Source organism: Kutzneria sp. CA-103260 (assembly GCF_018263855.1).
In the GTDB taxonomy this organism is placed as follows: domain Bacteria; phylum Actinomycetota; class Actinomycetes; order Mycobacteriales; family Pseudonocardiaceae; genus Kutzneria.
This window is the reverse complement of the sequence record NZ_CP073318.1, coordinates 11,533,353-11,557,105: the sequence shown is the minus strand read 5'-3', so window position 1 is coordinate 11,557,105 and position 23,753 is coordinate 11,533,353. Positions and strand designations below refer to the sequence as shown.

Annotated in this window: 25 protein-coding genes; 12 read left to right on the top strand and 13 right to left on the bottom strand. The window is 65.9% G+C overall.

Annotation, left to right across the window (positions count from 1 at the left end; translation table 11 throughout):
- The first annotated feature begins 8 nt into the window (after window positions 1–8).
- The 7 genes from JJ691_RS51755 (at window position 9) to JJ691_RS51725 (ending at window position 6,079) form a co-directional block, all read left to right on the top strand.
- Window positions 9–686 carry an MBL fold metallo-hydrolase gene (locus JJ691_RS51755; protein WP_211766670.1) on the top strand — a complete coding sequence of 226 codons (678 nt, stop codon included), beginning with the start codon at window positions 9–11 and terminating at the stop codon, window positions 684–686.
- A gap of 177 nt (window positions 687–863) precedes the next feature.
- Window positions 864–1,763: a hypothetical protein gene (locus tag JJ691_RS51750; RefSeq protein WP_211766669.1), complete on the top strand. Its 900-nt coding sequence runs from the start codon at window positions 864–866 to the stop codon at window positions 1,761–1,763.
- On the top strand, window positions 1,760–2,008 hold the full coding sequence (locus JJ691_RS51745) for a hypothetical protein (RefSeq protein WP_211766668.1): 249 nt from the start codon (window positions 1,760–1,762) through the stop codon (window positions 2,006–2,008). The genes JJ691_RS51750 and JJ691_RS51745 overlap by 4 nt, the downstream gene beginning before the upstream one ends.
- Window positions 2,005–2,718, top strand: a complete 714-nt coding sequence (locus JJ691_RS51740) for a hypothetical protein (RefSeq protein ID WP_211766667.1) — start codon at window positions 2,005–2,007, stop codon at window positions 2,716–2,718. The genes JJ691_RS51745 and JJ691_RS51740 overlap by 4 nt, the downstream gene beginning before the upstream one ends.
- Window positions 2,702–4,951: an FtsK/SpoIIIE domain-containing protein gene (locus JJ691_RS51735; RefSeq protein ID WP_249227586.1), complete on the top strand. Its 2,250-nt coding sequence runs from the start codon at window positions 2,702–2,704 to the stop codon at window positions 4,949–4,951. Before JJ691_RS51740 ends, JJ691_RS51735 begins: the two co-directional genes overlap by 17 nt.
- A gap of 204 nt (window positions 4,952–5,155) precedes the next feature.
- Complete coding sequence (locus JJ691_RS51730; protein ID WP_211766666.1) at window positions 5,156–5,317, top strand: hypothetical protein; 162 nt, start codon at window positions 5,156–5,158, stop codon at window positions 5,315–5,317.
- Window positions 5,318–5,368: 51 nt separating this feature from the next.
- Entirely contained in the window at window positions 5,369–6,079 is a 711-nt protein-coding gene (locus JJ691_RS51725; protein WP_211766665.1) for a hypothetical protein, read from the top strand.
- 163 nt (window positions 6,080–6,242) lie between these two features.
- Here the strand turns inward: JJ691_RS51725 and JJ691_RS51720 are convergent, their stop codons facing one another.
- The 3 genes from JJ691_RS51720 to JJ691_RS51710 all read right to left on the bottom strand — a co-directional run bounded on the left by JJ691_RS51720 (window position 6,243) and on the right by JJ691_RS51710 (window position 7,989).
- Window positions 6,243–6,566, bottom strand: a complete 324-nt coding sequence (locus JJ691_RS51720) for a hypothetical protein (protein WP_211766664.1) — start codon at window positions 6,564–6,566, stop codon at window positions 6,243–6,245.
- Between the two features lie 656 nt (window positions 6,567–7,222).
- A complete protein-coding gene (locus JJ691_RS51715; protein WP_211766663.1) occupies window positions 7,223–7,369 on the bottom strand; it encodes a hypothetical protein in 147 nt (48 codons plus the stop codon).
- Window positions 7,370–7,587: 218 nt separating this feature from the next.
- Complete coding sequence (locus JJ691_RS51710) at window positions 7,588–7,989, bottom strand: hypothetical protein (protein ID WP_211766662.1); 402 nt, start codon at window positions 7,987–7,989, stop codon at window positions 7,588–7,590.
- Between the two features lie 47 nt (window positions 7,990–8,036).
- Here JJ691_RS51710 and JJ691_RS53025 point away from each other — a divergent pair, with 47 nt between their 5' ends.
- Window positions 8,037–8,168, top strand: a complete 132-nt coding sequence (locus JJ691_RS53025; protein ID WP_256449345.1) for a hypothetical protein — start codon at window positions 8,037–8,039, stop codon at window positions 8,166–8,168.
- A 448-nt stretch (window positions 8,169–8,616) separates the two neighbouring features.
- On the opposite strand, the gene JJ691_RS51705 is transcribed toward JJ691_RS53025, so the two are convergent.
- Both JJ691_RS51705 and JJ691_RS51700 read right to left on the bottom strand, forming a co-directional pair.
- Complete coding sequence (locus JJ691_RS51705; protein WP_211766661.1) at window positions 8,617–8,823, bottom strand: hypothetical protein; 207 nt, start codon at window positions 8,821–8,823, stop codon at window positions 8,617–8,619.
- A 454-nt stretch (window positions 8,824–9,277) separates the two neighbouring features.
- A complete protein-coding gene (locus tag JJ691_RS51700) occupies window positions 9,278–10,045 on the bottom strand; it encodes a TauD/TfdA family dioxygenase (protein ID WP_211766660.1) in 768 nt (255 codons plus the stop codon).
- A gap of 152 nt (window positions 10,046–10,197) precedes the next feature.
- Between JJ691_RS51700 and JJ691_RS51695 the strand changes: the two genes are divergently transcribed.
- Window positions 10,198–10,614: an NUDIX hydrolase gene (locus JJ691_RS51695; RefSeq protein ID WP_211766659.1), complete on the top strand. Its 417-nt coding sequence runs from the start codon at window positions 10,198–10,200 to the stop codon at window positions 10,612–10,614.
- Window positions 10,615–10,752: 138 nt separating this feature from the next.
- A complete protein-coding gene (locus JJ691_RS51690; RefSeq protein WP_249228374.1) occupies window positions 10,753–11,877 on the top strand; it encodes a helix-turn-helix domain-containing protein in 1,125 nt (374 codons plus the stop codon).
- Between the two features lie 256 nt (window positions 11,878–12,133).
- Here the strand turns inward: JJ691_RS51690 and JJ691_RS51685 are convergent, their stop codons facing one another.
- The 8 genes from JJ691_RS51685 to JJ691_RS51650 form a co-directional block, all read right to left on the bottom strand.
- The gene (locus JJ691_RS51685) at window positions 12,134–13,162 is read right to left on the bottom strand and encodes a hypothetical protein (protein ID WP_211766657.1); all 1,029 of its coding nucleotides are present in this window, start codon (window positions 13,160–13,162) and stop codon (window positions 12,134–12,136) included.
- Window positions 13,163–13,280: 118 nt separating this feature from the next.
- Window positions 13,281–13,823, bottom strand: a complete 543-nt coding sequence (locus JJ691_RS51680) for a DUF4365 domain-containing protein (RefSeq protein ID WP_211766656.1) — start codon at window positions 13,821–13,823, stop codon at window positions 13,281–13,283.
- Window positions 13,824–13,987: 164 nt separating this feature from the next.
- Window positions 13,988–15,463, bottom strand: coding sequence for a relaxase/mobilization nuclease domain-containing protein (locus tag JJ691_RS51675; RefSeq protein ID WP_211766655.1), 1,476 nt, complete (start codon window positions 15,461–15,463; stop codon window positions 13,988–13,990).
- Complete coding sequence (gene mobC / locus JJ691_RS51670) at window positions 15,460–16,011, bottom strand: plasmid mobilization relaxosome protein MobC (protein WP_211766654.1); 552 nt, start codon at window positions 16,009–16,011, stop codon at window positions 15,460–15,462. The genes JJ691_RS51675 and mobC overlap by 4 nt, the downstream gene beginning before the upstream one ends.
- A 132-nt stretch (window positions 16,012–16,143) precedes the next feature.
- A complete protein-coding gene (locus JJ691_RS51665) occupies window positions 16,144–17,274 on the bottom strand; it encodes an AAA family ATPase (RefSeq protein WP_211766653.1) in 1,131 nt (376 codons plus the stop codon).
- A 222-nt stretch (window positions 17,275–17,496) separates the two neighbouring features.
- The gene (locus JJ691_RS53555) at window positions 17,497–17,667 is read right to left on the bottom strand and encodes a helix-turn-helix domain-containing protein (protein ID WP_442912580.1); all 171 of its coding nucleotides are present in this window, start codon (window positions 17,665–17,667) and stop codon (window positions 17,497–17,499) included.
- Between the two features lie 79 nt (window positions 17,668–17,746).
- Complete coding sequence (locus JJ691_RS51655; protein ID WP_211766651.1) at window positions 17,747–18,364, bottom strand: hypothetical protein; 618 nt, start codon at window positions 18,362–18,364, stop codon at window positions 17,747–17,749.
- 214 nt (window positions 18,365–18,578) lie between these two features.
- Window positions 18,579–20,048 (bottom strand): recombinase family protein, encoded by a 1,470-nt coding sequence (locus tag JJ691_RS51650; RefSeq protein ID WP_211766650.1) that lies wholly within the window; start codon window positions 20,046–20,048, stop codon window positions 18,579–18,581.
- Between the two features lie 393 nt (window positions 20,049–20,441).
- Here JJ691_RS51650 and JJ691_RS51645 point away from each other — a divergent pair, with 393 nt between their 5' ends.
- Both JJ691_RS51645 and JJ691_RS51640 read left to right on the top strand, forming a co-directional pair.
- Window positions 20,442–22,304, top strand: coding sequence for a serine/threonine-protein kinase (locus JJ691_RS51645; protein ID WP_211766649.1), 1,863 nt, complete (start codon window positions 20,442–20,444; stop codon window positions 22,302–22,304).
- 55 nt (window positions 22,305–22,359) lie between these two features.
- A complete protein-coding gene (locus JJ691_RS51640) occupies window positions 22,360–23,724 on the top strand; it encodes a nucleotidyl transferase AbiEii/AbiGii toxin family protein (protein ID WP_211766648.1) in 1,365 nt (454 codons plus the stop codon).
- Window positions 23,725–23,753 lie beyond the last annotated feature (29 nt).

The window sequence follows — 23,753 nt, the reverse complement described above, 5'->3', positions numbered from 1 at the left end:
TCGGTCCCGTGGACGTTCTCGAGGAGTACACGGGACATGTCGAGCCCAACGGGCCGGCCGCGCGGCGCACCCTGGAGGCCCTGACCATCACCAAGGTGTCGGTCGGGCCCATGGACAACAACGCCTATCTGCTGGTGTGCCGCCGGACCGGCGACGCCCTGCTGATCGACGCCGCCAACGACCCCGCCCGTCTGGCCGACCTCCTCGGCCACGACCCCGAGCGGCCGCGGCTCAAGACCGTCGTCACCACCCACCAGCACCCTGACCACTGGCAGGCCCTCGGGGCCGTCGCCGGCGCCAACGGTTCCAACACCGCCGCCCACCCCCTCGACGCCGAGCCCCTCCCCGTGCCCCCCGACTTCCTCGTCGAACACGGCGACACCCTCGAGGTCGGCGACTCCACCCTCGAGGTCATCCACCTCCGCGGCCACACCCCCGGCTCCATCGCCATCCTCTACCGCGACCCCGCCGGCCACCCCCACCTCTTCACCGGCGACTCGCTCTTCCCCGGCGGTCCTGGACGGACAACAAACCCCCAGGACTTCACCAGCCTGATGGACGACCTGGAGTCGCGGGTGTTCGGCGAACTGCCGGACGACACGTGGGTCTACCCCGGTCACGGGGACGACACCACCCTCGGCACGGAGCGTTCGAAGCTCGGCGAGTGGCGCGAGCGCGGATGGTGAGCTGAGGATCTTCCCGAACGGGGCCGCCTGAGACATCAGGCGGCCCCGTTTCGCTGTAGGGCAGCTAAACGGGGCCTGGACGGACTGGAGATCCGCCTTGGCTCGGGAGTTTGCCAACCCGGGGAGTGCGCCGGAGCGCATCCCCCTCGATTTCACTCGTTTGACCGGCGGTGGCCGGTGAGCATCAAGGTCATGAACCTCGTCTGGGGTTCCACGCTGGAGGGTCCCTCCAAGCGGTTCGCCCTGCTCGCGCTGGCGGACCGTGCCAGCGATCAGGGTGAGTGCTCGTCGCTGGGCGTCCCCACGCTGTGCCGGAAGACCGGCATCAAGCGGTCCACCATGTTCGGCCTCCTGCGCGATCTGGAGCAGCAGGACCGCCTGATCCAGCGCGAGGAACAGACCCGCGCCAACGGCAGCCGGAAGGCGTCCCGGATCTGGATCAACCTGCCGCTGCTGGTCACGATGCAGCACGGTGCCGACGAACACAGCGCCGACGAACCTGCGAACCCATTCGGCGTTTCCGCAGCTCACCCTGCCGTCCAGAATCCGGACGATGGCTCTCGGACCCCCGTCCAGGAATTGGACGGCCTGACAGTCCAGAACCTGGATGGCCACCGTCCCGATCATGGACCCCTTGATCCGTTCTCTTGTTCCGATACGGAAAAGAATCCGGAGACGGACGGACGAATCGAGCCATCGGCGGAGCACAAGAACCTCGCCGTGCGCATCGTTGACGGCCTGGATCTGCGTCAGTGCGGCCCCTCCCCCAAGCAGATCGCCCAGATCTCCGGCGCGGTGGCCGAGGCGTTGGCTCGCGGTGTCGCCGCTCCGACCGTGGCGGAGTACGCACGCCAGAAGGCTCAGGAAGCCCAGACCGTGAAGTACTTGATCAGGGCGTTCGCTGAGCAGTACCTGCCGGCCACCGTCGTTCCGACTTCACCGGACCGGCTGCCGGTCTGCGGCCAATGCGACGCACGCCCCGGCGACCCGATCGGGCTTCGCCAGACCACCGACGCTCACGGCCGCGCGGTGAAGTGCCCCCGCTGCCACCCGCACGCTCGGGAGGTGGGCCAGTGAGCACCAACGCGCTTCAGTCCCATGTGGATCGCCTCGAAGACGCCTTGGTCCTCTGGGAAAGCCGGGACGACACCAAGCCACAGCCCGGTGTGCGCCAGGCAGCAAGCGTCGCCGTGGACTCGATCGACGCCCTGCTCCGCGAGCTGTACCGGATGCGAACCGAGTTGACCGGACAGATCCGCATCTCCGACGACACCAGCGCGGAGCGCGTTGACGCACTCCTTCGCGAAAGGAGCGCGCGATGAGCACGAACCAGGTTCTGGAGCAGGTTCGTACCGCACTGACGGAGGCGGACGACGCTGGCCGGCCGCGTCCTGGGCGCCCGACGTTGACGAAGCTGACTGGTGCCACCGATCACCAGGTGCGTAAGGCGCTGGCGGAGCTGGCGGCCGCTGAAGCACCAGCCTTCCAAGCTGGTAATTCGCTGGCGTCCGACGCCTCAACAGAGCCGATCGAGGCCGCCATCGAGCCGGCCGCCGAGCCAGCTCGTGACCGGCGGCTTCCTCGCCCCTGGCCGCTGGCGATCATCGGCCTGGCGGCCGCCGTTGCGGTCTGGGGTGGCTGGGTCCGGCTCGGCGAGCTGACCGGTTTCGGACCGGTCAACGTGCTGCCCGGCATCGGCGGCGGCTTCGTCCTGGACACGGCCGTCGTGCTGCCGGTCTCGGTCGAGGCGTACGCCGCCTACGCCCTGCATGTGCTCTTGGCGTCGGCCGGGATGTCCGAGCGCACCAGGGTGTTCGCCAAGCGCTCGTTCTTCACCAGCCTGGCGGTCGGTGGCGGCGCACAGGTCGCCAGCCACGTCATGGGCGCGGCCGGCGTCACTGCCGCGCCGTGGTGGGTCACCACCCTGGTGGCATGCGTGCCGGTGCTGGTGGTGGGCCTGGCGACCGGCCTGGCAACGTTGGTGCGCCAGGACGCCACCGCTGGTGACGAGGGTGGTGACGGGCGTAGCTGAACCCGCTCGTGACGACGAGGTGGGGCGGGTCCTGACGTTCCCGATCACCCCGGCTGGCGGCGGCCGGGCGAACGCTGGCGAGCTGGCGACACCAGCTCCCCCGCCGGTCGCCAGCGGCCCTGTCCTGGACGGGGAGATCGTCGACGAGGACGAGTTCCGGCGGAATCGTTCGCGTCGCCTAGTGACGGTGGTCGCCAGGCGAGTCCGCCAGCACCCCACCGCCCGGGTCGCCGGGCTGGCGGTGCGGTCGCTTGTGCGGCACGGCTACGTGGCCGCTCATGGTCACGTGTCGTGGGCGCGGCGCGTGTTCGCGGCCGCCACGCACGGCGTGATCCGACAGCAGATCCGCAACGCGCACGTCGCGCGGGATGTCGAGGCGTTGGCGCTGTGGCAGGACCGGTTGCGGTCCGAGAAGGACGCCCGGCACACCCGGCTCCGCAACCTCCCGACCACCATCACCCGCGCCCTGCTGGCGGTGCTGGTCGTGGTCACCGTGCTCGCCGGGATCCTGGTCGTCGCCGGCATCGGGTTCGAGCTGACCCCGGGCGGCTTGGACTGGGACAGCTGGTGGGCGCTACTGGCCGACATCTGGGGCTACGCGGTGGCCTCGCTGACCCTCGCCATCCACGCCGCCCTGATCGCGGGGCCGCTGGCGTGGCTGTACGCGGCGTGGACGGAAGGCCGGCGTGCCGCGTCGGTGCCGGCGTGGATGTTGCCCCTCAACGAGCGGGTGGACACGGCGGGTGTTCCGATCACGCCGGCCCGTGTGGTGATTGCGTTGCGGGACTTGGGGTACGCCACGCTTCGCACCTCGATCAAGGCCATGGACGACGGCGCGGCCGGGATGCTCGGTCCGGTCAGGATCGCCGGGTGCGGTGTCGAAGTCGACGTCACCCTGCCGTCCGGGGTGTCGACCGACGAGATCCAGAAACGCCGCCGGAAGCTCGCGGAGAACCTGGATCGGCACGAGCACGAGCTGTTCATCACGATCCCCGAGGCCGCGCGCACCGTCCGCCTGTGGATCGCGGACTCCGGTGCCCTGGATGAGCCGATCGGCCCGTCGCCGCTGGTGATCGACCCGACCCTGGCGGCCGACGTGCACTCCGGCCGTGCCCCGTGGGGCCAGGACCTTCGCGGTGACGCCGCCGCGATCTCGCTGTGGCAGCGGCACCTGTTGATCACCGGCTTGTCCAATCAGGGCAAGACCGCCAGCTTGCGGGCGTTGGTGCTGTGGCTGGCGTTGGACACGAGCACGGAGTTCCGGATCGCTGACCTGAAGGGCGTCGGTGACTGGAACATGTTCAGGGGTTTGGCGTCGGTGCTGATCCAGGGGCCGGCCGATGAGCACGTGATCGCCGCGACGGAGATGCTGGAAGCGGCCGTGGAGGAGATGGAACGTCGCTTGGCGGCGGTCGACCCGGACAAGTACCCGGACGGCGTGACCCGAGCTCTTTCCCGTGCTGGTAAGGGGTTCCACCCCATCTTCGTGGTGGTTGATGAGGCGCAGCAGGCGTTCATGTGCCCGGCGGTCGGTGAGGACAAGCGCCCCTATGGCGGGACGAAGGCCACCAGCCGGTACTTCATGGCCGCCCGGAAGATCCACAACCAGGGGCGGGCGGTGAACGTGGTGCTGTGGCAGGGCACCCAAGACCCGACCGACCAGAACCTCCCGAAGATGGTCCGCGAAGGCGCCCACATCCGGGCGTCCCTGGTGGTCGGCACGGAGCAGCAAGCGAGGATGGCGTTGGGCGACAAGGCCATCAACGGCGGGGCCGCGCCGCACAAGCTCCGTCAGGGCCTCGACAAGGGCACCCTCGTCGTGGCCGGTGACGGGGTACCGCTGCCGCCGGGGCAGTCCTCGATCACGGTCCGGACGCACTTCGTGTCCGGTAAGGACGCCACGGACCTCGCGGACCGGGCGAAGGCGATCCGGGGCTGGCGAGACACCGCCTACGGCACCGACACAGAGGCTCGGGATTTCCTGGGTGACGTGCTGGCAGTGATGGCCGGCGCGGACCGGGTAAAGACGGTCGACATCCTTCAGCGGCTCAAGGAGAACTGGCCGGCCGCCTACGACGGGTGGTCGTCACAGGACTTCGCGGACACCTTGAAATCGATCGACGTCGTCATCCGTCAGGGCCGTGTCGGCGGGGAAGGCGGCCAGCGGTACGTAGCCGGCGACGACGTCCGGCATGCGCTGGAGCACCCGGCCATCACGGACAGGACCAGCTGAAAACGGCACCGGGAGCGGGGTTCTCGCCGGCTCTGCTCCCGGTGCTCCGTCTGCTCCGTCCCAGATCACACCCGGTGCACCTGGTGGAGCACCGCCCGGAGCATGTGCGCCGCGGAGCCGGTGATGCTCCGCGGCCTGCTCCGGCTCGAACTTCCCCTCCGGCATGCGTCCGGAGGGTCATCGCGAACACCAAGGAGAACCCTGATGCCGTCCCAGGTGACCAATTCGCGCGAGTTCCGACCGTTCCGGTGGATTGGCTACGCGTTGCTGGCGTGCCTCGTCTCGTTCGTGCTGGGGATGGGCACGGAGCAGCACAACACGCACAAGTTGCCGCCGTGCGCATCCACTCCCGCGCGGACGAGGTAACGACCATGAGCGCCGGGCCGACGATCCGCGTGGCGACGACGAAAGGCACCGATGGTCAGCAGCGGGGACATCGAGGTACTGGAGCGCGCCGCCCGCGCCGGGTTGACCATCACGCCGCGCGAGAAGCGGTGGACGCATCCGAGCTTGTGCGTGCTGGACGCCGTGTTCTCGATCAACGCGAAGTACGGCGGCGTCGTACAGGTGTGCTACCGGTACGCCCTGCACGCCAGCCTGCCCGGCCCGCTGCTGCCGATGTCGGAGGCGGACGCCGTCATCGGCACGATAAAGGAACAGTGCCTCGAAGCCTTTGTTCAGGACGTCCAGATGGTAGGCGTCGAGCGCTTCGCCGCCAACATCATCAACAATCGACAACGGACGAGCACGTGGGGCGGCATCCTCAAGGCCGAGGCGGCGTTGGCGTACGCGATGTTCTTGGTCAAACACGGCGTGCAGACGATCGGCGACGTCGCCGAACTGCTTGGTGAGCACGAGCGGCTTGGCCGCGTCGAGGCGGACTTGGCGGCCGTCCGGGGCCATGGCAGCGGAGCCCGACGGGCCTACTTGTGGATGCTGGCCGGCGACGACCAGCACGTGAAACCGGACCGGATGGTGCTGCGTTGGATCGCCCGGCACCTGCGCCCGGTGAGCGTGGATGAAGGGCGCGAACTGCTGGTTGCCACCGCCGGCCGGTTGGGCTGCACGCCGTGGGAGTTGGACCACGCGATATGGCGAGCGGAGCCTCGACGTCCAATGCACAAGTAGAACGCGACCAGGCGGCGGAGCAGTTCGCCGGTCACTCAGGAACCTCACCAGGTTCCGCAGGAGAGACCCCGAGTTCACCGCCACCGCCACGAGAACCGGGGTCTTCCTGCTGACCATCGAGGCACGGCACTGGCTCTGGGTGCCGGCGGCCTCTGGCTGTCGGCTAGGCCGCCTTTCGTCGGGTTGCCGACGGTCGACGCTGCGCGCTGGACGAGCGCTGACCGGAGCGTGAGGTGCGGGATCGGCTCCGCCGCTTGGCTGGCGCGACGTCCTTGTTGGATACGAGCAACGCGCCATGGATCTTCGCCGCGACGACGACCAGACCGCCGACCACCGTCGAGGCGAGCTTGAGGACGCCGTTGAAGATCTTCACCGCGTGCGTGCGGCGCTTCTCGTCACGGGTGAACAGAGCAACGAAGGCGGAGCCGAGCAGCAAGATGCTGATGACGCCGATGAAGCCGACGATCAGCCAGGTCACCACGGTCACGCGCACCACCGGCCTGAGCTGGCGGTTCGAGCCACACTCTGTGGTGTGATCTTTAACCAAGGGGTGTGTTCGGGCGCGCGTAAGCGCCGTAGGGTGTTCAACGTTCGGAGCTCCGTTCTGCACTAGCCAGCGTGGAAGGGTTTTGGACACCGGCCCCCTGTTGGCGCAGGGGGTCTTTCCATGTCCGTTGCGATGAGGGTAGCCCTTTCACTTCCGTCACTTGCGTAACAAGATCCCGAGGCGCGTGCACCGGCGTCGAGCAACGCAGGGTGAAGTCAACGGGCGAACCTCCTGCCTTCTGATCAACAACGGATCATGTTCTGGACTCCCGACTTCCGTGCCTAGCCGTCGGGGAGTTCCGGTGTCCTGAGATGACGGTAGACGGCGGCCCTGACAGTGCTGTCGGAGGTCATGCGTCGACACGCCGAGGAGATACGACATAGTGAAGGTGGCGCACCCCGATTGGTCTCTGAACAGCGCAGATATCTGACTCAGCGTCGTCGAGGCCGACGCCCTTGACCTACATGTCCTGGTAGAAGTCGACGCACGCCAGGCGCCGCGCAGAGCCGTATCTGGGCAGGTCACGGCGCGGTTCTGAGTGAAGCGGATGATGGGCGAAGAAGTTGAGCAGGCCCGCCACCACGATGCACAGAAACTCACATCAGCGCGATACCGATGACCATGACATCGGCGCTTGACAAGAACCCGGCCTTGTTGATGAAGCCTGCGGCCACTTCCGCACGCCTCACCATGCAGCTCCGAGCCAGCTCAGGCGTAGCGTCCGCACCGACCAGTTCGCCCAACCGATCCCATGCATACCGAGGGTCAGTGCGACCGGCGCGGCCCCGTCGCCAGGCGGGCAACCCCCTGGCCGCACACGCCTGCACCGGGCCCCGCTCACCTGTACACGCTGATTGGCGGATGCCGGCAATCGAGATTGTCCAAGGGAGGCCCCGAGTTCACCGTCATCGTGACGGCGGCTCCCGGGGCCTCCCTTGGAATCCAGGCGATCAGCCCGGCGTCATGCAACTTCAGCGCGACGGCAAACACGCCGCTGGTGCCGAGTCGCGGTGACCCACACCAGTTTCAGCACGCAGAACGCCATCTCCCGCCGCTTCTCGTCGGCGACGAACAAGGCGAGGTAGCCGACGCGGCTGATCAACAAGCCACCAGCAGGGCGTAGCCAATGATCAATCAGACCATCACGGTCACGGTCCTGGCCGCTGAGCGCCGAATCCGGGCTAGTGCTGCCAGCCGCGGTCACCGAGGGGGACCAGTTCACGGCCGACATGAACGTGAACGACGCGTCCGTCTCGGCCGAGTGAACGTGCGGCGATCCGTCGCCGTGCTCACCCACAAAGGTCATCGCCGCCACAAGGGCCGTGCAGGAAGCGACCAGGTTCCGCCACGCTCCGTTGCTCATCCTCAAAGCGTAATCCGCTGGTCTGCCAATCACGCATCCGGCACACGATGCGGTTGGCAGGAGCGTGGCCGTCACTCGGGTGGCTGGCCGACGTCGTCGTGCGCGTGGTCGCCGTGGCACCCGACGATGCCGCGTCGTTGCCGGCGGTGCGGACGTGGCCGTCGGTGCCGCCGTCGTGATCGTCGGAGCGGCCGCGTGGGTGCTGAACTCCACCGGGTTCAACATGACCTCGGCCAACGCCACCCAGAACATCACCGACAGGCTGAGGACCGGCACGCCCACGGCGACGATCGTGACCTTCTTCCACCTCGCCATCGGCCGACGCGGCGGACGTGGCGGGCAGACGATCCCGCGAATTGCCGGCACCCCGGTGGGCAGCCGGCTCCTGATCGGGCTCGTCCCAGTTCACGTCCAGTCCAAGTCGATCAACCGTTACCTGCATCCCCTGCCGGACGCACCGAGGCCCGTGCCGCACATACCGGGCACCGAGGCCAGCACGACGGACGCGGCACAGCCGCCAACCCGCACAGCCCGATCACACCGACCCGAGAGCACTACCGGCCGGTGTGTCCACGGGCACGTGCCGCTACTGGCACCACTGACCCGGCAACCGCGCAAAGGCGCCGGTCACGGCTCCATCGGGGTGTGCGTGTGCAAGGAGATCATGTCCATCACCGACTGGTATATCTCGTCCCCGTCCCGCGACTGGACGTCCTTCAGGTAGTCGTCCGCGCTGGGCACGTCGCCGACAGACAGGAACGCCATGGCGAAGTGAAAGTGCACCAACGCCCGATTCGCGCGCTGCTGCTGCGCGGTCTGATCGGCGGCCGTCACGCTCGGCCCCCGTCGACTGCCTGGTGCCCGGTGGCCGCGGCGTCCGGGGAGCCCACCGCGTCCACCGGAGACTGGTGCCGGCCGTCCCGAACGAGTGCGCGCGGGCTCGGGACGACCGGAGTCGAGATGTTTGGGTGCAGAAGCCGGCCCAGCCACGACCGCCGGCGGTGCCGGTGCGAGTCAAGCCGCTGAGAAAGGTCCCGAAGCGACTCCCTCGCCGTCAGGAACGCAGTGCACCGGGTGCAGCGCGGACCGGGCGGAGTCTCCATCGACGCAAGCGTTATCACCGCGCCGCACACGGCCTCTGGCTCAGGCCGGTTGTCGTGGAACTCCTCGTCGGTGACCGCGTGGTCAACTCTGTTAGTGCTGGTCAACCACGTGGTGAAGATCCGTGGCCGGACAACCGTGCCAGCAATATCGGTGTGGTCGGCCGTGGCGCTGCTGGAGTGCTGGTTCACCGAGCGGCCTCACCTAGCGGGGCGAAACCTGCCGGAATGCGCCACGCCGGCCGGGGCCGCACCAGGGCTCGGCACATCGTGCGGTGTCCGCTGAAGGCACGCCGGCCGTGCAGGAAACGCCTGTTGTTCACGATGTAGCCGGCACCCGCAGGCAACGGGAGGCTGAACGCGCAGCGGTCGATCGTGCGCCGCAGCAACGGAATCCATCGCTGCGCCTGCGGTGCGAACCGCGCAAGCTCGTCAAGGCGCAAACGCACACCGACCAGGCCATCGCCGCACGGTTCGAACACCGCACCCAACAGCCCGGCCGAACCGCCGAACAGCGCGCTTCTCGGTGCCGACAAGTCCACCAATGCGTCAGGAGCGACGGCGGCGAGTTCCGAGTACACCGCCTGCCCATCAGCAATCACGCACTCGCCGCCCCGCTGGCTGGAGCGGACGCAGGTCATGAGGACCAGCTCGGCGGGGTACTGCTGGTCGGAGCAGTCCGTGTGGGGAGCGAGCGCATGGGCTGTGAAGCCGGCTTGCCCCGGTCGCGCAGCGGGTTGGCCGCGGTCGGCGACCACTGTGATACCCGAGGAACCGCTGTCTCGGTGCCGCACGATCTGGCCCAGCCGTCCGGCGATCTGGACCAACGCATCCTCACCAGGCACGCCGTCGAAGGTGGCGAAGCCGTGCAAGGCCAGCACTGCGGCCAGCTCACCGACACCGCCAGCGGCGCGGAGTTCTACGTGGCGGTCGGAGAGCGGAGCGGCCGCGAGCATGGGAACCCCTCTCGTCGGTACGGGTCGCTGTGATCAGGAGATCGCACCAGGTCAGCGGCCGTCCACTGACAGATTGTCAACGTCGTTGGCCGAGGCGGGTGCCGCGCCCGCTGCTACGGTGCGGTCACTGGTCCTCGTGGAAAGGTCTGTCCATGACCAAGCCCGCCTACCCGGTGTCGGTGAAGGGCGTCCTCGTCCGGGGCGGCCGAGTCCTACTCGTCCGCAACGAGCGCCAGGAGTGGGAGCTGCCTGGCGGCCGCATCGAGGCGGGCGAGACGCCGGAGCAGTGCGTGGCCCGCGAGATCGCCGAGGAGTCCGGGCTGCCGGTGCAGGTGGTGGAGATCCTGGACGCCTGGATGTACCACATCACTGTCGCCGCCAAGGACGTGTTCATCGTGACCTACGGCTGCCGCTCCGACTCGGACGCGGACCCGGTGGTCAGCCACGAGCACAACCGGATCGGCGAGTTCACCGAGCACGAGGTGCCCGGCCTGACGATGCCGGACGGCTACAAGCGGTCCATCGCCGCATGGTTCGACCGGCTCCGCGTCCTTCAGGCGGCAAGGTAGCGCCGGGCTATGGCGGCCAGGTGCGAACGTTGCGGGACGGCCCTGAGCCGTTACGCCTCGACCACGGCGTGCCCGACATGCCGCGCTACCACCGCCGCGCTGCCAGCTCCACCGCCACGTCTGGCGCCGGCCGTGTGGATGTGGTCCGACCCGCACGCTGCCGCCGCGCTGTCCACCCGGGACCTGGCGTTGATCCTGCGGGCATATCGGCAGTCGAACCACCTGTCACAGGCGGCCGTCGCTCAGATCCTCGGGTACGACCCGTCGTACATCGCGATGATCGAGAAGCGGAAACGCGAGCCCGGTGACCTTGCTGGCCGTCGGCACATCGCCCGGCGGCTCGGCCTGCCGTACCACCTGCTCGGAGTCACCGACCCGGACGACGGGGACTTCGCAGCGATGGTGCAGTTCGGCGACAGCGTCATTCGCCTCGCCGAGATCGCCCGCCAGTCCGGCCGCGCCGTGGAGGCAGTCAACGAGCTGTGGCCGCTCGCCGCCCGCCTGGAGGCTCGCGCCGCCGAGGGGCGGTTGGAGCCGGACACGGTGCTGTTGCTGGCTTCGGCCCGGCTCGCGCTCGGAGTCTCACTTGGAACCGTGCTGCCGGAGGAACGGCTCAACGGTGCGGCCGTGTGGACCGGGAAGGCGCTGATGGTCGCCCAGCATGTCGAGGACGCCGGCTTCCTGGCGCACACGTTGCGGATGCACGGCAACGAGCTGCGTAAGGCGAACCGGTCGCGGGCGGCGGTTGCTCGGCTTGAACAGGCTGTTGCCGTGTCGGCCGACCCGACCGGGCGCGGCTCGGCGTTGACGTTGCTGGCCCGCGCCGCTGGAGAAGCTGGCCGCGGTGACGAGTTCGCTGCCGCCATCGACGGGTGTCGGAGGCTGCTGGACGCCGGCACCGAGCACGGCATCCTGTTGAACCCGTTCACCGTGCGCGAGGTGCACGCCCGTGGACTGCTTGCGCTTGGTCGGCAGCGTGAGGCGCTGCGTGTGCTCGACGGGGATCGTGTTGGTGAGCCGGCTGCGCCGCAGTGGCAGGTGATCGAGCGGGTGACGGCGGGCGAGGTGCTGGCCGCCAGCGGCGACCGCGACGGTGCCAACGAGGCACTGCTGAACGCGGTCGCCACGGCCGAGTACCGGCGGCTGCCGCACCAGCTTCAACGGGCGATCCGAGCGGCGGAACGCGGCGGTTTGGCCACAGCCATCGACGCCGGCAAAGCGGCCCTCCGGCGACTTCGTGGACTCCTCGCGCCAGCCGCCTAACAGTTCGTCAACCCATCGACGCTGCAGCTGGACGGGTCGCTGGCTGAACTCGGCACTATCCTGCGGCGGCTGCACGAGCTGACAGCCCCCTGAACTCGATACCCAGGAACTCCCGGCCGCCTTGGCACTGGCCTAGGCGAGATCGGATCGCACGGCTAAAGCCGAGGAATAACACCATCTGTCCTGCCTAGCGGACGACGTGCGGCGCCCTTGGACCTGGTCTACGTTCCGACCTCAGCGTCAGTCCGAATCTCGATCAGCCCGAGCCCGGTAGCATCAGTTCGTCGAGCGGCTGAAACCGGGCCGGGTTGTCCACGATCCCCGCCCTGCCTTGGGATTTGCGGATAAGTCCTTCGACAAGAACAGCCCGGCCCGAGTTGTGCCACTCCCAGGCTTCGCGGTAGGTGTCGATCGGGAGTCGAACCCTGACTTCCGACGGCCGGCCACGTCGCATCGTCGACACAGCGATCTCACCGAAGGGATCGTCAGGCTCCTCATGCCGGAACTGGACGATGGTTCCCGAGAACATCTGACTGGACGGCGCTCTCTGCTGCCGCAGCCGATCGGCGACCACCCGTACGAGATCGACGGCTTCTGCGTTGATCGACACCTGACGCGGCATGGTGTCCGGCGCGGGCACAACCGGCGCCCAGTCGACGATGGTCTCAAATTCTCCGACGGCGCTCTCGTCAAGGACATTCACCAGTGCTGCGCAGAACTCTCGGCTCACCCCTCGATACACAAGCTCGTGGAGGCTATCGGCATTCGGCACTCGGCCAGGCTCAACCACAAGGTCACGTACGGCCTGCATCGATTGAGCGAACGTTCGCACGACACGACGCTCGAATGGCTCGGCCGCGGTGACGTACCGAACAGGCTCTTCCAATTCGTCGTACAGCGTCGGCTGTTCTGGGTCCGGTTGCTCAGGTTCCGGAATCGGCACCAGCACCGGGATAATAAAAGAGCCACGCTCGGTGTGGCCCATGAACGCCTCGCGAACTACCCCGTCGCCGATGCGGGAGTAGCTGCCAGCGATCTGAGCACGCTCCAATCGCGCCGTCGTCGCGGTCGCGCGCAACATAGTCCGAGCGGCACTGATCAGCTTCGTCGCCGTTTCGAGGGGAATCTTGTCGACTATGCGGTAGTCGTTCACCGCCCTCAGGTACGTCACGTCGAACCGCACGTGCCTTACGGCGTCGGCTACCGCCTTGAGATCGCGCTGCTCGACCCGAGCAAGCCTGCCCAGCACCGAACCGATCAACACGTCGTCCGGATCGAGAGGCACACCGATACGGGTGTCGCCTTTCGTCCATAGCGTCCCACCGGGGCCAGGTGGACTGGCCGACCACCCGCGGGATCTCAGGTAGCTCACAAGATCGGCTAGCGCCGGTAGGACGACGGCGTCAGGCAACCACACCGCCCCCTCTCGACGGGTCGAAGCTAGCCTCCACGTCCTCGCCCCACAACCGGAGTGTGTCGGCGGTCAACCGTTGCGCCTTGGGTACCACGATGTTCTGCCCATGCGGGAGCGTATCGACACGAACCCAGAAGGCAGCGGCGCGATGCAGCGTCGCCTCATCCTGGTGATGCAGCCACGAAACCTGGTCGTCCGGGTCGACGATCACCAGGACGAAGTAGACGGGAATCCCTGACCGTTTCCAGTGCTGACGCCAGGACTCATCGATCGGCCACGTCGCCGTCGAGCCGCCCTTGAGCCGAAACTGCCCAGTGCATTTGACCTGCACCCGAACGGGCGCGATCTCAAATTCGACGCTGCCGTCCACGGCAAGAACGTCCTCGTCAGCGCTGGTCTCCTGAAATCCCACCCCAGCTTGGCTGCATACCGCGCGAACGTAGGCGACACCGAACCGTGACTTTGCGCGGTTCGGGTCTAAGGTCGCCACGTCGTTCCACGGGCGGCTCGCGCCATCAACCATGATCGCCATGTTCGTCCATCAGTCGCACGTTGTGTAGCCGTCGTTGGCGTGAACCCCTCGCTCGCGTTCACTCGTTCACCACGAGGACTAGGTGGGCCACACCGGCGTGGTCTCGATGCGCGTGGTTCGCTCGTTCTATCGATTCTCCCGACGCTCGCTCGTCGGATGGTCGTCTAACGCTGGCGCTCACGCCTGGGCGGTTGCTGCGTTGTTGCGCGAAACGCCTGGCGCTCGGCGATCAGAGGCCGACGCGGTCCGCCAGCCGAAGACTGCACCTCAGCAATCTTGGCGAGCGCAACCCCGGCAGTGCGGGCGTGACTGGCTGCGGCCAAGTTGTTCTGCGTCTCGTGCCAAGCAGCGACTTCCACGAGCAAGCTGATCACGACAGTCACCAGCGCGACAACCGCTACGGCGTTCACTCGGGAGTCGGGAGCCTTCGAAGCAGCGATGACGAGCTGGCGAGACAGCCCACGCAGCCGCAGCGCGTGTGGTCCCCACCTGCTCGGCATGACCTGGTACGGCACCCGGGCAGCTCGGCCGTAGGCCTGCCAGGCCTCACGAGCTGGTTGCCGGTCAGGTCCGCCCGTCGCCCAGTAAACGGCGAACAGCGCGTCACTCGCCATGTAGGCGACGCCTTCGGCGGCCTCGCGGAAGAAGACCGACTCCGGATTCGCAGTCGACCGGCGGAGTACGTCAGCCGCAGATGCGAGAGCCCTGGTCGGATCCGACGCAGTGACGATACCGCCGCCGGCTGCCCACCTCGTGCACAAACTCGGCAGGGACAGGTCCGGCGCCAGTTTCGAGCCGCCGAAGTAGATCGGGTCGCCGCCGGCGGTCATGCAGGCCGGGTCCCTCGGATCGGTGACCGCGTAGCCGTCGATCCGGCCATCCCGACCACGATGCACTCGAACGGCAAGACTCCGTCCAGCCAGGGACGCCCGGAAGGTGTCCCAGCCCGTTGCGACGAAGGCTGCGACCTGGACCTTCTCGCGCAACCGATCTCGGGCCGGCAGTGTCTCCAGCCTTGCGGCTTTCTCGCTCTCGGCACGGGTCGGCCGCGGGGTCGCGGTGCGGTCAGCTCCGCCAGTGGACTTCAGGCCGAGACGCTGCTCAGCGGCAGTGCACGCCTCCTTCACGCGCCGGAAGTCGAAATTGCGATGCGGGTGCACCAGCTCGCCGGTGTCCTGCCGGACCAGGACGGCCGCGATGTGGACGTGATCCTCGGCGTGGCGAATCGCGACCCATCTGCAGGCACCGAGATCGCCAGCCGGGGCGATGCCCGTGCGGTCGAGGACGTCGAGCACGACCTCGGTCCATTGCTCGTCGCTGAGGATCGGGTCGCCGGGGTGGTTGCGCAGCGAGCACTGCCACACCGGTCCCTTCGGAATGCGGGTACAGCCGACCTCGGGGAACTCCTTCGGCCGGTTGTTCGGCAGGCCGGCCAGCTGTGCCGGCGCTCGGAGGTCGCGGACCATGTCGCCGATGTCGAACTGGTCTGGCCCGAGTTGAGCTGGCTGGTGTAAGTCCGGGCAACCGTCCCAGCTGGCGATCACATGCTGGTCGGTGTGCGGAGACTGCTCGTTCCCCTTGCCCATCAGGTAGTAGATGAGGCCGTAGACGTTCCAGCCGCGGGTGACCTTGCCGATCATCGCGTGCGCTCGACGCGAGCGATGATGGCGGCCAGCAGCTGGTCGACTTTCCTGAGCCGGCTCTCCTGGCTGGAGATCACTCGCTCTATGCGTTCGAGCACCGCGCCAAGGTCGTCGACCACCTCACCGTCGATGTTGGCTCGGTGCGCGATCTGGTTCAGGTTGTTGCCGTGGAGCTTGCTGACGCGGCGGTCCTCCGCGAGTTCAGCGCGCAACTGCTGGAGCGCCCGGCCGAGCTCGCCGGCCTCTACTCGTGGTGCATTGATTCGGCGCTGTGCCGCGTCCACGGCCGCCTGCGCGATCCAGGCGCCAATCGTCTTGCAGTCACTGGCAGCGGCAATGGCGACAGCTTCCAGTTCGACGACGTTGAATCGCGCGGTCTTGGACAGCAACCTCTTGTAGATCGAGTGCTCCCGGTACCCGGCCCTGCTCGTCTTGCGCGCCACACCCACCCCCTGCGTCGTCGACGCCGGCGGCGTCGGATCGATGCCGCCCGGGTGGGCCAGCGCGGCGGCAAGATCATGGTGCCACGATCCGTTGGGCAGCAAGGAAAAGGGCTGCTTTCTTTCTACCTTGCTCCGCTGAGGGGCGTCTGCGGAGGCCGTCCTGCCAGCAGCGGCTGCGTGGGCTCCTCGCCGTCCTCCGACGAGGAGCCCAAGTCACCGTTCAGCTCATTCAGGTCACCCGTCAGAGGGCTGATCTGGATGAGCTGATTGTGGTTTGAGTGGGTCCAGCGACCACACCGTTCCCTTCCCGAACCCCACCCGAACAGAGCGCACGCCCAGCCGGAACCGCGCACGCTTGAGCGTCGACTCCGCGATCCCGTCCGCCTTCGCGTCCTTCAGAACGTCAGCGGCCTTGGCCTCGTTGTCGTCCAGATAGTCCAGCAGCCATTGCTCAGCCTCGGTCCGTTCGCTACGCGTCTCCAGGTCGCCGACGCGGGTCTCTTGCAGGATGTCCTCGACCGAGCGCTCGGACTTGCCGGTGAACCTGAACTTGCCCGTATGCGCGATCCCATGGGCCGTCGGAACCTTGGCCTCCTCGATTACGTACGCCAACGACGGCAGACCTTCCTGTCCCAGGCTGTTCTTCACCTGGGTCATGACCCGGCCGCCTTGAGGGGCGGCATCGTCACGGGCGAAGGCGAACACCGACCTCGGCACGTTCTTGAACGCGCCCGATCCTGTGATCAGCGAAGCGGCATCCCCTGAACTCCCCTTGTTGAAGTGGGCAACACCGAGCACGACGGCGCCCGTGCGGTCCGCGATCCGCGCCAGCGGATCAAGCGCGGACCGCACCTCCCTTTCTCGATGGGTGTCGATGCCCGCGCCAATGGTCGACAGCAGCGGATCGATCACGACCAGCGAGACATCGTTCTCCACGATCACTTCCTCCAGCAAACGGTTGTCCACCGGAAGCGAGAGGGTGGTCTCTATGTCGGCGTCGACCACGACGTCGAACCGACCGACCCGGTTGAGGTCAGCCTCCGCCGCGATGAGCCGCGGCACGAGGGTGTGTGTCCAGGAGTCCTCCACCGCGACGTACAGCACGTTGCGGGGCATGCCTTTGTAGCAACCAGGCAGGGTTCCCTTCGACAGCTCAGCGCACATCCACAGGCCGAAGGAGGACTTGCCGGTCCCTTGTCGGCCGGCCGGAGTGCACAGCGATCCCACCGGGATTCGGCCTTGGTCATCTGGAGCCCACAGCCACTTCACCGGCTCCGGCACGATCCCCGATGCCCAGGTCACCCTGGCGCGGCGACCGCGATGTTCCGATGGTGGGTCATCCTCGTTGTTGAGGTTCGCGGTCACGTCGTGTCCCCCTTCGTCCCGCCGGACGCTCGTCCATGACCTCGGTACGGCGGCTCGTCGCCGAGGAGAATCGATGCGATCGCAGCACGCTGACGCGCGGTGAACCGCGGCGCACTGCGAACGATCTGTTCGACGTACTCGTCGATGCCGGAGAGAGCAGGCTGCGGCCCGCTCACCCTGGAGGTCGTCTGGCACCGCGTTCCCGGCTTGCCGCGCGATCGCTTACCGGCCATCGTGCGCCCCCTTGGTGAAGCGGGTCGCAGCGAACGCCGCGAGGTCGACAACTGACACTCGCACGAGCCGTCCAATGCGGACGCACGGCAGCTTGCCGGCTCGGATGGCCCGACGCACGGTGGCCTCGGACACCCGCAGAGACTCCGCAGTTTCCTTCACTGAAAGCAGGCATGGCCTTGCTGTCTTGTCTGCCACGATGTGGCCTTCCTGAACAGGATGGCCGCGGCGGACGTTGCTACTACTGCGCTCCCCCTGGGCACACGCAGCCCGCCGCAGCCCTCACCGTTGTGGACAGTGAGGGACGTGCGGCGCCCGGCGCACGGGCGACGCGTGGCCCGGACAAGACGAGTTGACCGGGTGGTCGTTGCACTCGTGGCGGTGGCTCGTCGCGGTCAGACCGAGCCGGCACACGAGCTTGCGGCTGCGCCGCCAGCGCCAACAGGAAGGTCATTTTGAGCAGGCTCGGGAACGAGCGACCGGTCGTCGCGGCCAGCAGGGCCAGGACCTTGAGCAGCCGCAGCATCACGGACAGCTCCGCTATCGCCTGGGCGTAGTGCTTCTCGTACGGCGAGACGCCGCACAGATAGCGCAGGTTCTTGACCGTCGCCGTCAGGAGCTTCTCCGGCTTCGAAAGCGCCAGCGCTACCAGTTCCTCGTGTGCCGTGTACGGCAGGAACTCGGCACGGTCGAGCAATGCGAGACGCTTGCGGTGACGGGCAGTGAGCTTGTCCCGTGCGTCGTCGTCGCGGGTCACAAACGCTTGGAAGCCCGGTATGTAGCCACGAACCCAGCCGTCCTCCGGTCCGGGATCGTCTTGCTCCGGGTTGGCGCTCTTCCACGCACCAAGCATCCGCACGGCCGCGCGGATCTCGCCCGCAGAGTACTCGCCGGCCCTCGCTGGGCGCGGCGGCGATGGTGGTCGGTCAGCAGCGAACGCGTTTTCGCTGTCCCCCCTGGACAACATGTGACCACGTTAGTCCACTGTGGCGCACCAGACCAAGGACGACACTCCCACCGGGGCGTACTTCTCTTGGCCTGTAAGCACTCCGTCCTCAACCGCTCACGATCCGTTATACGTCATCCCTGATGAATCTGATCTTCACCGACTCCGGTTTGAAGCCCGGGCCACCTCGCATGCCGTGGACGAGCTCAAGATCGAAGCCCATGCCGGCGAGCAGCGCACGGCGTTGCGACGGACTGAGCGCACGCCACTTGTCCAGCGTGTGCGGCCCGATGAGCTCCGTGATCATGTCGGCCGGCAGGCCCTCAACGACCTTCGCCGCTTCCTTCTCCAGCTCGGCCAGGCGCGCACGGTGCCGGGCCGTGGATCGATGGAACTGCGCGCGGGTGATCTTGTCAGCGTCGTAGTCGTCGGAGAGCAGCAAGAGCTTGTTCTCGATCTTCGCGATCTCCTTGCGCGCGTCCTTGGCGTTGGAGTCGTCGCGCTGGAACAACTCCCGCGCGTCCGGCTCCTTGAGCCGGCGGACAACGACGCGCTCCACCAGGTCGTCTACCCACTCCTTGCGACGTCCCGTACACCCACTCGGACCGTTGCAGACGTACATGTCGTGGCCGGCACGTTTGACCACGCGAAGGTTGTCCTTGCACTTGCCGCACCGGGCAATGTCCGACGCGAAAGTGATGGCGTGAGCACGTGCACCACCCTTCGTCGTGACTCGCGCGGGGTCGGTGAGCAAGGCGGTCACCTGCTCATGCCGATCACGATCGATGATCGAGGCCCACGAGGCGGGCAGCAGGACCTCGTCCTCACGCCCGCCGTGGTGCACCCTCACACCGGCGTTCGCGGGCCGCAGGGCGATCTTGCGCAGGCTGGAAGTCAGCCATCCCTTCCCGTCACCCGGCTCGCCGTTCAGCGCCTGTCGTGGTGGTGCGATACCCCGCTCATTCAAGTCTGCGACGATCTTGTTCAACGACTCCCTGGCAAGAATTCGGCTCACGATCTCCTGCACGATCGCCGCCTGCTCCGGCTCGATGACGTCGGTGAAACCGACGCGCTTGCCGTACTTCCCGTACTCGCTGACCCGACGCCACCCGTAGGCAACATGCCCGTTGGCGATCCCCGCCTGCGCTCGGTCGTACGCGGCCGCCCTGACCCGCTCGGCCTTCAGTTCCGACTCAAGGGTGTCCGGCTCTCCCATCTGGGCAGCGATCGAGCGCCCGAACGGGGTCTGAAGGTCGATGTCTCCCCCGTTGACCAGGGTGATGGAGACGCGCGCCTTCGAGAGCAGCTCGATCGCCGCCGCCCGCTCGGCACGGTTCCGCCACAGCCGGCTCATCTGGAACACGACGATCCGGGTGAACTTGCGCTCCGTCGCCGCTTTCAGCAGGGCGTCGTAGCCAGGCCGGTAGTCGCCATGCAGGGCGCTGATGTCGTTGTCGGTGAATTCGAAGTCCTTCCCGACCACCCAGCCTCGCTCGTCGCACCTCGCGTGGATCTGGCGGAGCTGGCTCTGGACGCCCTTCTCAAGCTCCAGGACGTCCTCACTGATCCGCGCGTAGGCGGCCACCACCTCGGACATGTTCCCGAGCGTACCTGTCTTCACTGCTATGCCGATACGCTGTCCACAGGTGGCATAGAGAAAATTCGACGCTGAAGAACTTCATCCCACGCCTCGACGACGTTTCCTCGCGGCTATCAGACGCCCTCCCAGACCACACGGTTCCACCCTGGCCACGGCGACGACTCACCTCTAAGTGTCGAGCGTCCAAAGCGTGTCGAATGGCGCGAGCGAGGCTGGTGATCTTGACCGTACGGGCAGGCCCGGCAGTGTCGACCCGGGCATGGTGAAAGCGGGGGCGACCCACCGACTTGACACCACCCAGTCTCCAAGTCGCTCGACACCGCGCACTGCACAGGTTTAAGGTGTTCAGCTCAGGTTTTTTCTTTGCGGCGGCACAGCGGCAGGAGTTCGATGAGCATCACAGGTGCTGCGTTGACGGGCCTCAGTGGTGAGCGGTACACGGTCGGAATGCAGGTCTTCGAGAATCACTTCGGCGACGCAGTCTACAAAGGTCTACTCAACGGTGAACAGCGTGTCGCAGTCAAGGCAATCCTCAACAGGAAGGCCACCTACGACACAGATAGTTGGTATGCAGAGGCCCGACAAATCGAACGCGAGTGGGAAGTTTCCGAAAAGCTCCGCACGTTCAAACACGAGCATCTTATGTTGATCGACGACCGCTGCCCACATCCCAATCCAGAATACGATATCACCTGTTACATAATGCCATGGGCAGACAAAATACTAAAAGAGATCCTCGGAACTCTAAATGACTCTGAGGTACTCGACATCGTTCGCCAACTCGCCACAGGCCTCGAGGAGCTCGGTGCCGCTGGCATAGTGCACCGCGATATCAAACCGTCTAACGCATTGCTATGGGACGGGCGTTGGAGACTCGCCGACTTCGGCGCCGCGTCGTTGAGCGCTGCACATCAGACGTTCACCTTCGCGGGCACTGGCACCAATTTCTATCGCGCACCCGAAGTTCTGCAAGGCCGCAACGAAACACCGCTCTCCGACATCTACTCCTTGGGCTGCTTGGCTTATGCACTTCGGATCGGCAAACCTCCATTCCACACGTCCAGCAGCGGCGGAAGATCCGAGACATTGACGTCGATGCCGACGGAGATCGAGGGCATGGACCCGCTTCTCGGCAACCTGTTGCGGAAAATGTTGGCAAAGAATCCGACCTATCGACCCCAGAGCGCGGCGGAGATCGTCGCACTCTGCCGCCGGGAGACCAGGTCTCCCCTGGCACAGCGTTTGATCAAGCTGGAGGCAACATTCACCCTCCGTCAGGCTGAGCGTGACGTAGCTAGAGCAATGCAAGCTCATCGCGACGAACTGTTGGCACGCTCCATGGCCGACCTGGAAAATCTAATAGACCTTACGGCAAGGTCACTACAAGAGCACTCTCCGTATGTCGAATTCGATCAACATGAGCAATCAAATGCATGGGCAGTCAACCTGCTCGACCACCGCATGATCGTCACGATTACCGAAGATTCCAAGGAGGTAAAGGATTTAATCTGTACTGCCGTCATACAATTCGCCGCAAACGATGACAAGTCAAACGACGTGGCACTTACAGCAGCCAACCTGATCTGCACAGAGGACGCCGACCATACAGTCTGGTCGCTCGTCCGTTTCAACGCAAACGAGGCCGCTATCGACAGGATAGGACAAATTGGCATCTCGACAGGCCTACATGGAAACGACCTAATAACAGCATGGAATCGCCGCCTCGAATCCACACCCCCTGCCTTTCTGCAAACGGAATCGCTCAGCAGTGAGGGCCTGATCGATCTGTTTCTCTCACATATGGAGATCTCGGCTAGCGAACCCAAATCAGAAGGAGTAGGCCGAACCGATACTCTCCCAACCGCCCCGCCAGCGATTCTCGACGGCCTCAGGTATGAGGATCACGTCCGGGAAGTTCTACAAGATTTGTTCCACCATAACGTCAATAAGCTCGCCGAACGGGGCGGTATTGACTTTTCCGTGGGCACCGCCATGGGGACGACGAACGTCGAAGCAAAGTACCTTCGGTCTGGCAAGCTCACCCTACGCTATCTTCAGCGCGCGGCCGCCGCGATGCGCCGACTGGGCGCGGAACATGGACTCGTGGTCGCAACCAATGCGTTTCTTACGCTCGAGGTCCGTGAAGCGAACCAACGGGGAACCATCGACGGAATTGCCGTTGAGGCCGTAACATGGAACGGCCCGGCCGACTCGCCGCTTCTGGCGCGCGCCGTGGCTCGACTGGCTCGTTGACGGAGCCTACAGCAACCCAGTTGCGGACTGCGCTGGCAACCTAGAGAATCTTTGCGTGATTGACCGCGACGAGATCGACGCGACGAGCAGGCTTCTCGGCGTCAACAGCTCAGACGTACAGCGCGACTACCTGTACGGATGGCTCCTGGCCGGCTTGTACGGCGACAGCCCGCCGATACAAGATCGTCTCGTCCTTAAGGGTGGAAACGCGTTTCGCAAGGGCTACTTCCTCAACACCCGGTTTTCCGGTGACCTCGACTTCGCCGCCCCTACCGGGCTACACGCGGACCAGCTGCTCGACGCACTAAACGGCGTCTGTCGGATGATCGAGGCGCGCACCGGCGTTAAGTTCGACCTCGATCGAAACGCTCAGACCGACCAACGCAGCATCGATCGCGACAAGACAGTACACAAATTCAAATTGTACTTTGAGAACTTTTACGGCAAGGCCAGCACGATGACGATCGCGCTACGCATGGACGTAACCGAGTTCGGTCGCCTATATCTGCCGATCCAACAACGCCAACTCATTCACCCATACTCCGACCGAACCGACTGCGCAATCACCATCGAGACGGTCAGCCTCGAAGAGGCACTAGCCGACAAACTAAAGTGCCTGCTACAGAGAAACATGTCCAACGATCTATTCGACCTCGTCTACTCGATCTTCGTGAACGAAGATATCGCTGTGGACAAATCGAAGATCGTAACCACGTTTCTCCGTAAGACAATATTCGAGCCAAGCCCAAAGGCCGCCCTAGCACTCCTACTGTCCGTGCCGTTCGAGATCATGCGCGCATACTGGAGCAAGATCGTTTGCGTCGCGGAAAGTCGGATGGATTTTACCTTAGCGGTAGAGCGCCTCAAAAGCGAGCTTGTGTCCTTGTTCTCTTCCTTCGACTATGGCGACGCCAACCAACTTGCCTTCTTCCCCGCAGAGCTCCGCACACCGATCATGGATGCGGCGCGCACGCAGACGCTGCTACGCATGACCTACGACGGTGCGCCGCGGCTCGTCGAGCCTTACGCCCTGACGTTCAAGTGGCGCAAGGACGGTGCCGGACAGGAATACCTATACGTCTGGGACCAGACCGGCGGCCGCTCGTCGGGCCCTGGCCTGAAGAGCTTGTTCAATTGGAAGATCACATCCCTTGAGAGCACCGATATCAAGTTCGAGCCGCGCTTCGAGATCGAACTCGCGAAGGCCGGAGAGTACGGCGACCGCACAAGGTTCCCCGCGTCCCATAGCGCGGTAGTCCGTGGATCGTCCAGAACGCGCAGCCACCCACAGCCTCGTTACCGAGTGCGCTGTACCTATTGCCAACGCGACTTCGGCCGGAGCACCCCGTCGACAATAATGCGCCCACACCAGGACAGCTATGGCAACCCATGCCCTGGGCGCCGCGGGCATCGCATCTGACCAGGACGGACGGCGGCACCACAACTACT

Bases quoted from the DNA above. Each gene is read 5' to 3' on its own strand.
- JJ691_RS51710 (WP_211766662.1), bottom strand. From the start codon at position 7,989: ATGAGCAACGGAGCGTGGCGGAACCTGGTCGCTTCCTGCACGGCCCTT.
- JJ691_RS53025 (WP_256449345.1), top strand. From the start codon at position 8,037: ATGCGGTTGGCAGGAGCGTGGCCGTCACTCGGGTGGCTGGCCGACGTC.
- JJ691_RS51680 (WP_211766656.1), bottom strand. From the start codon at position 13,823: ATGGCGATCATGGTTGATGGCGCGAGCCGCCCGTGGAACGACGTGGCG.
- JJ691_RS51690 (WP_249228374.1), top strand. From the start codon at position 10,753: ATGTGGTCCGACCCGCACGCTGCCGCCGCGCTGTCCACCCGGGACCTG.
- JJ691_RS51740 (WP_211766667.1), top strand. From the start codon at position 2,005: ATGAGCACGAACCAGGTTCTGGAGCAGGTTCGTACCGCACTGACGGAG.
- JJ691_RS51730 (WP_211766666.1), top strand. From the start codon at position 5,156: ATGCCGTCCCAGGTGACCAATTCGCGCGAGTTCCGACCGTTCCGGTGG.
- JJ691_RS51645 (WP_211766649.1), top strand. From the start codon at position 20,442: ATGAGCATCACAGGTGCTGCGTTGACGGGCCTCAGTGGTGAGCGGTAC.
- JJ691_RS51700 (WP_211766660.1), bottom strand. From the start codon at position 10,045: ATGCTCGCGGCCGCTCCGCTCTCCGACCGCCACGTAGAACTCCGCGCC.
- JJ691_RS51695 (WP_211766659.1), top strand. From the start codon at position 10,198: ATGACCAAGCCCGCCTACCCGGTGTCGGTGAAGGGCGTCCTCGTCCGG.
- JJ691_RS51725 (WP_211766665.1), top strand. From the start codon at position 5,369: ATGGTCAGCAGCGGGGACATCGAGGTACTGGAGCGCGCCGCCCGCGCC.
- JJ691_RS51650 (WP_211766650.1), bottom strand. From the start codon at position 20,048: ATGTCCGAGGTGGTGGCCGCCTACGCGCGGATCAGTGAGGACGTCCTG.
- JJ691_RS51675 (WP_211766655.1), bottom strand. From the start codon at position 15,463: ATGATCGGCAAGGTCACCCGCGGCTGGAACGTCTACGGCCTCATCTAC.